This is a genomic window from Arcobacter suis CECT 7833, from assembly GCF_003544815.1.
GTDB lineage: Bacteria > Campylobacterota > Campylobacteria > Campylobacterales > Arcobacteraceae > Aliarcobacter > Aliarcobacter suis.
In genome coordinates this window covers 2,596,237-2,609,557 of the sequence record NZ_CP032100.1, presented here as the reverse complement: position 1 = coordinate 2,609,557, position 13,321 = coordinate 2,596,237, and the positions used below count along the sequence as shown (strand labels likewise).

The 13,321-nt window shown below is 29.9% G+C and carries 14 protein-coding genes; 2 read left to right on the top strand and 12 right to left on the bottom strand.

Features of this window, described 5'->3' with window-relative positions:
- Nucleotides 1-64: 64 nt before the first annotated feature.
- Entirely contained in the window at nucleotides 65-1,183 is a 1,119-nt protein-coding gene (locus ASUIS_RS13375; RefSeq protein WP_118887572.1) for a metallophosphoesterase, read from the bottom strand.
- Between the two features lie 264 nt (nucleotides 1,184-1,447).
- Here ASUIS_RS13375 and ASUIS_RS13370 point away from each other — a divergent pair, with 264 nt between their 5' ends.
- On the top strand, nucleotides 1,448-2,038 hold the full coding sequence (locus ASUIS_RS13370) for an outer membrane beta-barrel protein (RefSeq protein WP_118887571.1): 591 nt from the start codon (nucleotides 1,448-1,450) through the stop codon (nucleotides 2,036-2,038).
- 51 nt (nucleotides 2,039-2,089) lie between these two features.
- Here ASUIS_RS13370 and ASUIS_RS13365 read toward each other — a convergent pair whose 3' ends face one another.
- From ASUIS_RS13365 to ASUIS_RS13325, 9 genes are all read right to left on the bottom strand, one after another.
- Nucleotides 2,090-3,391: an aminotransferase class V-fold PLP-dependent enzyme gene (locus ASUIS_RS13365; RefSeq protein ID WP_118887570.1), complete on the bottom strand. Its 1,302-nt coding sequence runs from the start codon at nucleotides 3,389-3,391 to the stop codon at nucleotides 2,090-2,092.
- A gap of 110 nt (nucleotides 3,392-3,501) precedes the next feature.
- On the bottom strand, nucleotides 3,502-4,596 hold the full coding sequence (locus ASUIS_RS13360; protein WP_118887569.1) for a sulfite reductase: 1,095 nt from the start codon (nucleotides 4,594-4,596) through the stop codon (nucleotides 3,502-3,504).
- The gene (cysN, locus tag ASUIS_RS13355; protein ID WP_118887568.1) at nucleotides 4,596-6,053 is read right to left on the bottom strand and encodes a sulfate adenylyltransferase subunit CysN; all 1,458 of its coding nucleotides are present in this window, start codon (nucleotides 6,051-6,053) and stop codon (nucleotides 4,596-4,598) included. The genes ASUIS_RS13360 and cysN overlap by 1 nt, the downstream gene beginning before the upstream one ends.
- 1 nt (nucleotide 6,054) lies before the next feature.
- Nucleotides 6,055-6,969, bottom strand: a complete 915-nt coding sequence (cysD, locus tag ASUIS_RS13350; protein ID WP_118887567.1) for a sulfate adenylyltransferase subunit CysD — start codon at nucleotides 6,967-6,969, stop codon at nucleotides 6,055-6,057.
- A 12-nt stretch (nucleotides 6,970-6,981) separates the two neighbouring features.
- Entirely contained in the window at nucleotides 6,982-7,686 is a 705-nt protein-coding gene (locus tag ASUIS_RS13345) for a phosphoadenylyl-sulfate reductase (protein WP_118887566.1), read from the bottom strand.
- Nucleotides 7,687-7,694: 8 nt separating this feature from the next.
- Entirely contained in the window at nucleotides 7,695-7,925 is a 231-nt protein-coding gene (locus tag ASUIS_RS13340; RefSeq protein WP_118887565.1) for a DUF2061 domain-containing protein, read from the bottom strand.
- A 42-nt stretch (nucleotides 7,926-7,967) separates the two neighbouring features.
- Nucleotides 7,968-8,900: a cysteine synthase A gene (gene cysK / locus ASUIS_RS13335; RefSeq protein WP_118887564.1), complete on the bottom strand. Its 933-nt coding sequence runs from the start codon at nucleotides 8,898-8,900 to the stop codon at nucleotides 7,968-7,970.
- A gap of 20 nt (nucleotides 8,901-8,920) precedes the next feature.
- Nucleotides 8,921-9,334 (bottom strand): RrF2 family transcriptional regulator, encoded by a 414-nt coding sequence (locus ASUIS_RS13330; protein ID WP_118887563.1) that lies wholly within the window; start codon nucleotides 9,332-9,334, stop codon nucleotides 8,921-8,923.
- A 12-nt stretch (nucleotides 9,335-9,346) separates the two neighbouring features.
- Nucleotides 9,347-10,615: an O-acetylhomoserine aminocarboxypropyltransferase/cysteine synthase family protein gene (locus tag ASUIS_RS13325; protein ID WP_118887562.1), complete on the bottom strand. Its 1,269-nt coding sequence runs from the start codon at nucleotides 10,613-10,615 to the stop codon at nucleotides 9,347-9,349.
- A gap of 212 nt (nucleotides 10,616-10,827) precedes the next feature.
- Here ASUIS_RS13325 and ASUIS_RS13320 point away from each other — a divergent pair, with 212 nt between their 5' ends.
- Nucleotides 10,828-11,142 carry a cupin domain-containing protein gene (locus ASUIS_RS13320; protein WP_118887561.1) on the top strand — a complete coding sequence of 105 codons (315 nt, stop codon included), beginning with the start codon at nucleotides 10,828-10,830 and terminating at the stop codon, nucleotides 11,140-11,142.
- A gap of 1 nt (nucleotide 11,143) precedes the next feature.
- Here the strand turns inward: ASUIS_RS13320 and ASUIS_RS13315 are convergent, their stop codons facing one another.
- Nucleotides 11,144-12,322 (bottom strand): vWA domain-containing protein, encoded by a 1,179-nt coding sequence (locus ASUIS_RS13315; RefSeq protein ID WP_226799935.1) that lies wholly within the window; start codon nucleotides 12,320-12,322, stop codon nucleotides 11,144-11,146.
- A complete protein-coding gene (locus ASUIS_RS13310) occupies nucleotides 12,289-13,290 on the bottom strand; it encodes an AAA family ATPase (RefSeq protein ID WP_118887559.1) in 1,002 nt (333 codons plus the stop codon). The genes ASUIS_RS13315 and ASUIS_RS13310 overlap by 34 nt, the downstream gene beginning before the upstream one ends.
- Nucleotides 13,291-13,321: the final 31 nt, after the last annotated feature.

The following is a 13,321-nucleotide window of genomic DNA, read 5'->3' as shown; positions in this document are numbered from 1 at the left end:
TATTATACATGAATAAGATAAGTAAATTTATTAAATAACTGTATATAAGTGATACAGCCTAGAATTAAGAAAGTTTTAAAATAGTAATTTCGCTACTAGCGCCTAGTCTCATGGGTGGACCCCAAAATCCAGTGCCTTTATTTACATAAACTTGTGTGAATTCATTGTGCTGATGAAGACCTTTTACATAAGGTTGTTCAAGTTTTACTAAAAAATTAAATGGAAAAATTTGTCCACCATGGGTGTGTCCACAAAGAGCTAAATCAATTTTTATTGTATCTTCAATTTGTATTATATATTTTGGTTGATGAGCTAAAAGAATAGTTGGTGAGTTTTCAATATTTTGTAAAGCTATATTAATATCTGGTTCATAAGCACCATATCTAAATCCAAATATATCATAAACTCCACAGAGATTAAAACCTTTGTTTTTTTCACCTATATAAACATTTTCATTTTCTAAAGTTTTTATTCCCAAAGAGTTTACATAATCAATGATAGGTTTAACTCCATGGAAATATTCATGATTTCCAACTATAAAATAAGTTCCATATTTTGATTTTATATTTTTAAGTTCATTTAGTGCGGGTTCTGCAAATTCTAATTTTGTATCTACTAAATCACCTGTGATTACAACAATATCTCCATTTAAAATATTTATTTTATCAACAAGTTTTTTTATAAATTCTTTATTTATTAGTCCACCAATATGAATATCACTTATTTGAATAATGGTGTAGGGTAGGGCTAAGTTGTTTATTTTTACATCTACAAGTTCAAGTTCAATATTTCTAGCATTATCTATAGCTTTTGCATTTGTTGCAACCACAAAAGAGATAGCACCAATGTCTAAGCCTTTTTTGAAAAATTCTCTTCGATTTTTTTTGAATGGGGTTTTGTTAATTCCAAATGAGATGATTTCATGTAATAAAGTAATAATAAATGTTAGAAAAATCACCCCAATTGGCAATGAAAGTGCAAAATAGAGCCAGTTTGGCACTACTGGAAAATACCTAGCCATTGGGTATAAAATCACACCCAAAAAAGTGATATATAAAATTAGGCTAAGATATTTTTTGGTCTTATAAGTAAAATCAAGTTTATTTATAAGACGCTTTTTTATTATCAAAGTTTGAAAAGCAAAAGCAATAAAAAAGATGCAAAAAAATATTATGAAATTCATGTAGGATTGTATGCTTTGTTGGTTAATGAAGTTTAAATGAAGTATGTAGTTTTTGTGTAATTTTAAAATTAATTTATTATAGGTCAATTGAAAGCTTTAATAGTAATAAATAAGCATAATATAACATATAATGTTACAATATTATACTAATAAAAATTATCTTTGTAGAAAACAATAGGAAAAAACAGAATAATATATATGATAGATATAATAAAATGGAACATATAATTTTATGTTTAAGAAAATAAAAAATAAGGTTAAAAAATGAAAAAAATAATAGTAACTGCAAGTTTATTTGCTGCTAGTACATCAATGTTAGCAATGGATTTGCAATATTTCTTAGGTGCAGGAGCTGAGAGAGGAGCTGCAAATTATAAAGTTAATGGTTCGAGTTCTTCTGGAACAATTGTAAATGTATCAGATGATATGACAGATACTTCTTTAAAATTAAAAGCAGGTATTATTATTGATAAAACTCATAGAATTTCTTTATCTCATGCAAACTTCACAGGAGAAGATACTGATTTTACAGTTATATTAGGTAATTATGACTATTTAATTCCTATTAATAATGATTTCAGATTACTTGCTGGAGTTCATATTGGTAATGGAGAATATAAAGAAATAAATATTGATGGACTTGGAACAGCAAAAATGTCAGGATTAGCTTATGGTGCTCAAGTTGGGGCTATTTATGATATTACGAAAAATGTAGAATTTGAAGTAGGATTAGCTTATACAAAATATAATATAGATAAAACATTCAATTGGACTGATTCAGGTATTGATATGACTGCCAAAATGGAAATTGAAGATTCAACTACTATGTTTGCAGGAATTAACTACAAATTCTAACTTAAAAAAAGGAAACCAAATCTTTTTGGCTTCCTTTTTATTAATAATAAACTAAAGAATAATCTTTTTAATCCCATCAATTAAATTTTTAATCTCTTCTTTTGTTTGTGAAAAATGAATAGAGATTCTAACCCAACCTGGTCGATTATTCATATCTAACTTTTCAATTCCAAGTAAATCATGTCCATAAGGTCCAGCGCATGAACATCCAGCTCTTGTTTGGAAATTATCTTCTAAAGATAAACGATTACATAAATCATAGGGACTTAAACTTTTTATGTTAAAAGAGACAATTCCTATATTTGAAGCTTCTTGATTTCCGTAGATTTCACAGTTTGGAATCTTTTTTAATTCACTAATGAAATACTCTTTTAGTGCATCTTTTTGTTTTTTTATAAATTCAAAACCTATTTCATTTCTAAGTTGATATGCCAAAGATGCACGAATAAATTGTAAAATTGGAGGAGTTCCCGCTTCTTCCCTTGCTTCTATATCTTTTTGATAAGTTTGTGAAGTTTTATTTACATATAAAACTGTTCCTCCACCTGAAAATGAAGGAGGAATAGTTGTGTCAACTAAAGATTTTCTAATAATCAATAAACCACAAGAGGCAGGACCTCCAAGAAGTTTATGTGGTGACATAAACATAGCATCATAAAGATGAGATGGAATGTTCATATATGGACTTGAAGCTGCTGCATCAAAACAAACTATTGCATTATATTCTCGTAGCATTTTAGAGATTTCTTCGTAAGGAGTAATAATTCCTGTTACGTTTGAAGCTATACAAAATGAAGCTATTATTTCTCTATGTTTGTTTTTTTCTAAAACCTCTTTTAGGTGATTTAAATCAACTAAACCTTGTTTATCCAAATCTATTCTTTGTATTTCACATAATGCTTCTCTAAATGAAACTTCATTTGAGTGGTGTTCATAGGGTCCTACTATTACCAATGGAGCAGTTTTTATATCTATTTTAAAACCAAATCTTTTTTTAGTTGCTGGGGGAATATAAAGTCCTAACAACTCTTGAAAATGTTTAATAGCAGCAGTTGTTCCACAACCACTTGGAAGAATTGCAAAATCCTCTGTTAGTTCTAAATTTGAAGCTAAACTAGACCTTGCTAATTCATAATAGTTTGTAGTTTTATCGGCATTTGAAGCCTCTTTAGAGTGAGTATTTGCATAAGTTTCAAGTACATCATGGATTCTATTTTCTATTTGTCTAAATGCAAGTCCTGAAGCTGTATAGTCAAAATACTCTTTTTTATTTTTTCCAATAGTGTTGTATCTAATAAAGTTTAATATATCGGTATTTTCATTGAAAAAAGGTCTAAAAATATTTTTGTTCATTTTTTTATTTGCTCATTTGATTAGTTATAGTTATTAAGTGCATAATTTTAAGTTATTTATCATAAGAGTTAGCTTGAATAAAAAAAGCTAAATTTTTAGCTTCTCTTATTTTATACAAAAGGATTAAAGTTTATTTTTTCAAGATCTTTTGCAAAATCATCTGCATTAGCTGATAAAGCATCTAAAATTATTATATTCCCTTTATGGGTAATTTTAATTTTTGAAGCACTATATTTTTCAAGTAAAGATGATAAATTATCTAAATTTGAACTTTGAATTATTGAAGAAGTAATTTTACAACCTATATAACTTTGTTCTTCAATTTTACTTTTGTTTATTCCCATTCTTGGTTTTCTTGGAGTTGTTTGTTCTTGGATAGTTTTATTTTTTTCTATTTTATAATTTACTGTTGAATTTAAAATATCAAAGAATTTATTTATTCCCCAATTATTTACTAAAGATTCAAAAGAGCTATTTTGTAGATTTGTTCTATCTCCAAAATCTTTATAGATATTTGCAATGGCAATTGCAGTTTTTACAACTTGGGCAGGAGTAATATAACCTATAATTTTATCCAAGACTTTTATAGCAAAAATAATTTTATCTTTTGTATCTTTTGTTGCATTAAAACTAACATCAGGAGTAAACTGAACATTACATCCCTCTTCATAACCACTTATTGCAATTTGAAGTTTATTTGGTAAGTTTGAGAAGTTTTTATTTCCAATAAAAGTTCCATTTAATTTGTTTGCTAATGGTTCAACATCAAGTAATTGAGTATCATCTATACCATTTACTGGGCAAGTAAGAATTCTTCTTACTGTATGTCCTGCTTCAAAATATGTATTTAATTTTGCTTCTTGAAGAAGATTAAAGATATTTGGTAAATCATAAATTTTTAGATTTCTAAATTCTACTTTTTGTTCATCTAAAAAAAGTAAACTATTATCGCTAAATTCTTTTGAGATAAAACTAAGTATTTTTATTTGATTTAGATTTAATTCGCCCATTGATAGGGGAACTCTTAATATAAAGTGTTTTTGTTTTTCATCTTGGGCATAAATGCCATACCATTTGAATCTTTCCAAATCTTCTGGACTGACAAATTCTCCAAAAACAGCATAGAAAAAGATGTCTGCTAAGACATCCATTCCATCTTTTTCTTTTTTTATGTTTTCAATATTTAATGTTAAATTATTAGACATTATATTGCCTTACAATCCCATTCAGGATAATTTCTTCTAATGAATTCATTTAATTCAATTTCAGCTTTTGAATAAACTTTTTTCTCATCTTCAAGTTTTGCAAAACCTTCAACAGAAGATAAAATCATACCAGCTCCTACTGTTGAGTTTGTATATTTATCAATGATAATAAAACTTCCTGTGTATCTATTTTCATAGTATGAATCAACTGCAATTTCTCTATCAAGTGATATTGTACATTTTGCAATATCATTTAATGCTAATTCAGTTGCATCAACTTCGTCAAAAGTATTGATGTTCTTTTTAAACTCAATTGAATTAAATGCACCATTAATTACTGAAGTTGCTCTTTTAATCACATAATTTTGGTTTAGTTTCATTGGAGTTTCATCCATCCAAACTACCATACAAGAAAGGTGATTTGATACTTTTGGAATATCTCCAGTTTTTACTATCATATCACCTCTTGAAATATCAATCTCATCTTCAAGCGTAATAGTTGTAGCCATTGGAGCAAATGCTTTTTCAATAGTTTCAACAGTTTCATCTTTTCCAATTGGTCTTAAATCTTTAACATCATTTGATACTATTGATTTAACTCTACTTGTTTTTCTTGAAGGTAAAACGGTAATTTCATCACCAACTTTTATCTCACCACTTGATATTGTTCCAGAGAATCCTCTAAAATTTAAGTGAGGACGTAATACATATTGAACAGGAAGTCTAAATGATGAAGATTCTTGTTTATGTATAGACGTATTGTCTAATAATGGCATTAAAGGAAGACCTTTATACCAAGAACATTTTGGTGAAATAGTTAAGATATTATCTCCATCAAGTGCCGAAATAGGGATAAACTGAATATTTAAATCATTATGATGAGGTAAGAATGAAATAATATCATTATAATCTCTTTTGATTTTTTCAAACACTTCTTCACTAAAATCAACTAAATCCATCTTGTTAATAGCAACGATTAGGTTTTTAATACCTAATAAACTTGCAATATAAGAGTGTCTTTTAGTTTGAGTTAAAATTCCTTGTCTTGCATCTATTAAAATAATAGCAATATCAGCAGTACTAGCACCCGTTGCCATATTTCTTGTATATTGCTCATGACCTGGAGTATCTGCAATAATAAATTTTCTTTTATCAGTTGAGAAAAATCTATAAGCAACATCAATAGTAATACCTTGTTCTCTCTCACTAGCTAATCCATCAACTAAAAGTGCTAAATCGATTTTATCACCAGTAGTTCCTGATTTTTTACTATCTTTTTCAATAGCTGCTAATTGATCTTCAAAAATCATTTTTGAATCATATAAAAGTCTTCCAATTAGAGTACTTTTACCATCATCAACACTTCCACAAGTGATAAATCTACATATTTCTTTATTTTCGTGTTCTTTTAAATATTGTTCTATATTTTCTGCAATTAAGTCTGATTGATGTGCCATTCTAAAAATATCCTTCTTGTTTCTTTTTCTCCATTGATGCGTCACCATCACTATCTATTAATCTACCTTGTCTTTCACTTGTAGTACAAATTAACATCTCTTGAATAATTTCAGGTAAAGTTGTAGCTTCACTATTAACTGCACCAGTTAATGGATAACAACCTAAAGTTCTAAATCTTACCATCTCTTTTTTAGCTGTTTTTCTTAACTCTTCAGGCATTCTGTCATCATCTACCATGATTTTTGTACCCATATATTCAACTACTTCTCTCTCTTTTGAGAAATATAAATCAGGAATAGGAATACCTTCAAGATAAATATATTGCCAAATATCTAATTCTGTCCAGTTTGATAATGGGAATACTCTAATAGACTCACCTTTTGTGTGTCTTCCATTATAGACATTCCATAATTCTGGTCTTTGAGATTTTGGATCCCATCTATGGTTTTTATCTCTAAAAGAGTAGATTCTCTCTTTTGCTCTTGATTTTTCTTCATCACGTCTTGCTCCACCAAATACTGCATCAAACTTTTGGATATTTAACATTTGTTTTAATCCTTCAGTTTTCATAACATCTGTATGTAATGCTGAACCGTGAGTAAAAGGAGAGATATTCATCTCTTCCCCTTTTGGATTAGTATAAACTATAAGTTCCATACCAACTTCTTTTGCTCTTTTATCTCTAAACTCAATCATCTCTTTAAACTTCCATGTTGTATCAACATGAACTAAAGGAAGTGGAGGAGGTGCAGGATAAAATGCTTTTTGTAAAAGATGTAACATTACAGAAGAGTCTTTTCCAACACTATATAACATTGCTGGATTTGAGAATTCTGCTACAACTTCTCTCATAATATGCATTGATTCTGCTTCTAGTTGTTTTAGATGTGTTAATCTATTTTGACTTATTTGCATTTTTTTCCTTTCTTATTTTTTGTGTAAACCACATTCTTTGTGTTCTGGGTTTTCCCACCACCATCTTCCTGCTCTTATATCTTCACCATCTTTGATAGCTCGTGTACAAGGAGCGCATCCAATACTTGGAAATCCTTTGTCGTGAAGTTTATTGTATGGAACTCTATTTGTTTTTATATAATCCCACACATTTTCTTCTGTCCAATTAATCAAAGGATTTACTTTAATTACTTTGAAGTTTTCATCCCATTCAACTAAAGGCATATCAACCCTTGTAACACTTTGAGCAGCTCGAAGTCCTGTAACCCAAACTTCAACATCTTTTAATGCTCTTTTTAAAGGCTCAATTTTTCTAATATTACAACAGGCTTTTCTATTATCAATACTTTCATATTGTCCATTTACCCCTTGAGTTTGATATAACTCTTGTACTTTTTCATTTTGTGGGAAAAATACATCAATTTTTACACCATATTTTAAATTTGTCGCATCCATAACATCGTAAGTTTCAGGGTGTAATCTTCCTGTGTCTAATGTAAATATTGTTGCATTTTTGTCTTGTTTTAAAATAATATCTGTTAAAACTTGGTCTTCAGCTGCTAAGCTTGAGCTTAGTGCTACATTTTTAAATTTTGTTAAAAAATATTCAATTACTTCTGGTGTAGTTTTATTTTCTAAATCTTTATTTATATTTTGTATTAATTCTTTGTTACTCATTTTATAACCTAAATTTGATAATCAACTGCTGGAGTTTTCACTTTTCCAAAAGATAATTTATTCCATGCTCTTTCATGGAAATAGTATAAAGCCATTTTTGTAATAACTTCAATTGAACCAATTGAAGCTGCCATCACTAGATTTCCCGTGATAAAATATGAAACAATAATTGTATCAATCGTACCAACAGTTCTCCATGAAATGGCTTTTACAACTGACCTATATGGTTTTTCGTGCATCTGTTTTCCTATATTTAAATAAAAAGCTTATGATAAAGAGTCTTACTCTTCATCATAATCATATAAACCAGAACTTAAGTATCTCTCACCTGTGTCACATAAAATTGTAACAATAGTTTTACCTTTGTTTTCTGGTCTTGCTGCCACTAATTGTGCTGCGTAAATATTTGCACCTGCAGAAATACCAACTAATAATCCTTCTGTTTGAGCAATTTTTCTTGAAGTTGCAATTGCATCATCATTTGATACTTGTAATACTTCATCATAAATTTTTGTATTTAAAACATCTGGTACAAACCCAGCTCCAATTCCTTGGATTTTATGAGGTCCTGGTTTTCCACCACTTAATACAGGTGACGCTTCTGGCTCAACTGCAATAATTTGGATATTTGGATTGTGAGCTTTTAAAACTTCACCAGTTCCAGTTATTGTTCCACCTGTTCCAATAGCAGCTACGAAAATATCAATTTTCCCATCTGTGTCTGCTAAAATCTCTTTTGCAGTTGTAAGTCTGTGAATTTCAGGGTTTGCTGCATTTGCAAATTGTTGAGGAATAAAAGAGTTTGGAGTTGCCTCTTGTAATTCAACAGCTTTTTCAATAGCACCTTTCATTCCTTTTTCAGGAGCAGTTAATACTAAATCAGCACCTAAAGCTTTTAATAATCTTCTTCTTTCAATACTCATTGATGAAGGCATTGTAAGAATTAATTTAATTCCTAAAGCTGCACAAACAGAAGCTAATGCAATACCTGTATTTCCACTTGTTGGTTCAATTACAGTTGTACCTTCTTTAATTAATCCAGCTTTAATAGCTGCATTTATCATGTTTGTACCAATTCTATCTTTTACTGAATGTGAAGGATTCATAAATTCACATTTACCTAAAACTGTTGCTCCAGTTGTGTTACTTGCACCTTGTAATTTTACTAAAGGTGTGTTACCGATTAATTCTGTTATGTTATTTGCATATTTCATTTTGTTTTCCTTTATTTAAGTTATATACTGTAATGTAAAAATTCGTTATATTTTTCTTGATATTCATCTAGTTTATCTAGTGAAATATCAAAAATCTTTTTCATACTATTTTTTGATTCATCAAAAAAGATATTTAAGATTGGATTTTCAGCTTTTGCATCAATTATCTTAATATCATCTTCTAAAGCAATTAAAATATCAACTATTTTAATCTCTTTAGCACTTTTAGCAAGGATATATCCACCCCTTGCACCTCGTATACTTTTTACAAGTTCCGCTCGTCTTAATTTACTTAAAAGTTGTTCTAAGTAATTTTGAGGAATATTTGCATTTGCAGATATTTCCTTGATTTGCATAGGAGTATCTTCTTGATGCTTGCTTAACTCATACATGGCTGTTAAGCCGTATACACCTTTTGTTGATATTAATGGCATTTTCTTAATTTCTTAATTCAACGCTTGGTTTAAATCTTCAATAAGATCAACAGTATTTTCTAAACCAATTGAAAGTCTAACAGTAACAGGATTTACACCAGCTTTTGCTAACTCTTCAGGACTCATTTGAGAGTGAGTTGTAGATGCTGGATGAACAATAAGTGATTTACTATCTCCAATATTTACAACTACGCTGAATAGTTTTGCACTATCAATGATTCTTCTTGCTTCTTCAAAAGATTCAACATCAAAAGAGATAAGTCCAGATGATTTTCCATCTTTGAAATATTTTTGCGCTTTTGCATAATATTTATTTGATGGTAATCCTGGATAATTTACAGATTTTACTTTTGGATGAGATTCTAAGAATTTAGCAACCTCTAAAGCATTATCTGAATGTTTGTCAACTCTTAAACTTAATGTTTCTAAAGTTTGAATTAATAACCAAGAGTTATGTGGAGATTGAGTTGCTCCAATATCTCTTAAAAGTGATAATCTTACTCTTAAACAAAAGTTTGGAAGAGGAACATCCGTATAAACTAATCCATGATAAGATGGATCAGGAGTTGTAAAGTGTGAATATCTATTTTCATTTGCTTTGAAAAATTCAGCTAAACCAGCTCTTTCTACAATAATTCCACCAAGTGCAGTTCCTTGACCATTTGTATATTTTGAAGTTGAGTGAACAACAACATCAACTCCCCATTTAATTGGATTAAATAAAGCAGCACTTGCAACTGTATTATCACAAATAGTTAAAACACCATGTTTTTTTCCAATCTCAACAACTCTTTCCACATCAGGAATAGCAATTTGAGGATTTGATAATGATTCAAAATAGATAGCTTTTGTTTTATCATCAATTAAACTTTCTAAATCAGAAGCATCATCACTTTTAAATACTTTAGCGTTAATTCCAAATCTTTTCATAGTGTAAGTTAATAATGTAACACTTCCACCGTATAATTTATCAGAAATAATTACATTATCACCAGCTTCAGCTACGTTTGCAATTGCAAAAAATGATGCAGCTTGTCCTGAAGATGTACAAATAGCAGCAGCTCCACCCTCAAGTGCAGCAAATCTTTGTTCTAAAACATCTGTTGTAGGGTTTGTTAATCTTGTATAAATAGGTCCAAGTTCTTTAAGTGCAAATAAATTTGCAGCATGTTCAGAATCTCTAAAGGCATAAGCTGTTGTTTGAGCTATTGGAACGCTCATTGTGCCATAACCTTCTTTTTTGTTATAACCTGCGTGAATTGCGATTGTCTCTTTTTGCATTTTTTCCCTTTCTTATTTTTGTTCATTTTCTTTATATGTTGAAATTATAGAACATTTTTAAATCAATGTCAAGTAGTTTAATCACAATTAATATAATACCCTTTAAATGAGGGGTGATTAACTAACTTGATTAAATCTATCAAGATTATATCAAATGATTAAGTAATTTTGAGTAAAATACCAATAAATCATCATTCTAGGAGGTTCCTAATATGGAAAAATACAACATTTTTGAGCAAATAATAGTAGATAGAAATGAAGAAAAGTTTTTTGAAATTTTCAAAAATGAGACAATAAAAATAGAAAAAATAGTTTCAAATGGACAAATTTCACCAGAAAAGTTTTGGTATGAACAAGAAAAAAGTGAATTTGTTTTACTTTTAGAGGGTTTTGCAATACTTGAGTTTGAGGATAGAGTTGTAGAGTTGAAAAAAGGTGATTGTTTGAATATTGGGGTTATGGAAAAACATAGAGTTAAGTATACGAGTTTAGATGAACCTACAATTTGGTTTGCTGTTTTTTATTAAACTAAAAAATCACCAAAGCCCTACCAAATGGAATCCTATCTTTTTTATTTGATAATGCCCAAAGAACTTCGTAAGCTGGTGGAATTCTTGGGAAAATTCCCTCACCATCTGTGAAATATAAAAGCATACTTGACATTGGAAAGTTTGCATCGATGTATTCAAAAACTGGTCGATAGTCTGTTCCTCCTCCACCTTTTAATACAAAATCCATATCTTCAGCACCTCTAAAACTATAATGGGCATGGACTTTTGCATCAGCTATTAGTAGTTCAATATTTACTGCTGGAAAGTTTTGCATGATGGCTTTAAACTCTTCTATAAATGCTCCTAAAATCTCCTCTTGAATAGAACCTGAGGTATCAATGGCAACTATTAAACTCAAAGTATCACTTGTAAGTGAGGGTAGGGCAAAACCTCTGTAAAGATGTTTTTTATTTGGTGGCATAAAAGCATAGTTGTTTCTCATGTGACGATTTATGGCATTGTATAATTCAAACTTCCAATCAATATCTTTTGCTTCTACTTTTTTTGCAAGTCTTTCAAAACCCAAAGGCATAAGTGATTTTCTAGTTGATACTTCCTTTGCTAGAGCGGCTGCATATTCCCATTGTTCTTCATCTTTTTCGTCTAGCTCTTCTTTTATATTTTTTACTTGTCTGAATTTAGCAGTATTATCTCTATTGTTTTTTTGCTCATCGTGTTGTTGAGTTTTTTCATCATCAAAGGCATCAATTCCACTTTCTATTAGCTCTTTTTTTAGATAATCATAAATCTCTTCAGCGTACATATTTTTGAATTTTTTATCATAATTTACACCTTCAGGTATTTTCATACCATTTTTAGCAAGAAGATTATTAATCGCATAATCAGTTGCTAATTGCCAAAGATAACCTTTTCTTTTTAGTTTTCTTTGTTGGTGAGATAAAATATGATGCATAACACAATTTGTCAAAATAAATGAGAGTTCTTCAATAGAGCAACTCTCTATAAATTCAGGATTGTATAAAAATCTCACTCCATTACTTGCATAAGATTTTATATTTTCATTTGATTCATGTTTTAGTCTTGATGCCAACATTCCAAAATATGGGTATTTTGTTGTTAGTTGGCTTTTGGCTTTTGTAAGAAGTAAGTCAGAGTTCATAATCAACGAAGCAATGTGTTGAATTTTTTCATCCACAACGGCCAAGATTTTAGATGGTCAAGTTCAATTCTTCTTTGTCTTAAATCTTGGATAATCATAACTGCAAATTCCCCTGGAAGATTTAAAGAGTAGTTCAGAAGATTGTCTAACTCTTTTGTTCTTGTATCTTCGTTTACTCTAATGGCAAGTGCAGTACAAAGTATATGTAAAGCTGATGTGTCTGTTGGAAACTCTTTTTCAGTTCCATCTAAAATTCCATCCATATTTGGAAGTTCTTTTATAACGGCTTTAAAACCTAAAAATGAAGCGGCTAACTCTTCACCAATTGCTCCACTAATCAGTGCCATTATCAAATCATCTTCAGGAGTTGAAAGTAATACTTCATTTACATAGTGCCAAGTTCGGGGCGTTGCAAAGGCTTTTGTATCACTTTGAGTATTAAAAGTAAAAAGTGCATCGGGTCTATATGAGATAAATGAGATAATAGATAAATCAATATTATTGTTTATCGCCCATGCTCTCCAGTCATCAACACTTACTTCCATATCAAGGTGAATAAATCTATTTGCAAGTGGTGCAGCCATTCTAAAAACTACACCTCTATCACTTTCTCTATTTCCAGCGGCAACTATTGACCAACCATCAGGAAGTGTGTATTCACCGATTTTTCTATCTAAGATTAACTGATAAGCAGAAGCTTGAACCATTGGAGCTGCTGTGTTTAACTCATCTAAAAACAAAATTCCTTCTTTGATGCTTCCATCTGGTAAAAAAGATGCTGGTGCCCAAATAGCTGTTTGATTAACAGCATCAAAAAATGGAATCCCCCTTAAGTCCGTTGGGTCAAGTAAAGATAGTCGTAAATCTATACAAGCAATTCCTTTTTCCTTTGCAATTTGTGCAATGATTGAAGATTTTCCAATACCAGGAGGTCCCCATAAGAATATAGGTACTTTTCGCTCACATAAGTGTTCAATTGATCGTTTAATTTTCTGTGGATTCATGAATATCCTTTATTTATGGGAACTCTATTGC